At 42.8% G+C, this 390-nt stretch carries 1 protein-coding gene; it reads right to left on the bottom strand.

Annotation, left to right across the window (positions count from 1 at the left end; genetic code table 11):
- Positions 1-79: 79 nt before the first annotated feature.
- A partial coding sequence (locus tag NE619_RS18105) for a hypothetical protein (RefSeq protein ID WP_256133874.1) occupies positions 80-390 on the bottom strand: 311 nt, incomplete at its 5' end.

Here is a 390-nt window from a genome sequence, read left to right on the forward strand (position 1 = left end):
CCGGGATAACGTTCGATCCATTTTAGAAAACGAACCGTTTGCCGATCTCTTTCCGTTCCTGTCCTTTTTCCCATAGACGTTACACCTCCTTTCTGTCCGTATTTTTAAAGAGTCGCATGGCCAAGATAAACCCACACTGTAAACCGATCTCCATATATACATCTTCTGTTTCACTTCCGTATGACAATACGCGGTCCATAAGATCTTCATCCTCCTGCAATTTAGGATACCTTTTGCGAATTTGCTCCCTTACTTTTGTTTCCGCAAGCTCAAGCCTTTCCTGATAACCCATCGGATTGATTTCTGGACATTCGACGCCGCGCAGCAGGAACTCACGAATATTTTGAACGTCCAACCGATCAAAAATTTCTGATATGTAGCTCATAAAAA

This window comes from Anaerovorax odorimutans (genome assembly GCF_024459955.1).
In the GTDB taxonomy this organism is placed as follows: domain Bacteria; phylum Bacillota; class Clostridia; order Peptostreptococcales; family Anaerovoracaceae; genus Hominibacterium; species Hominibacterium odorimutans_A.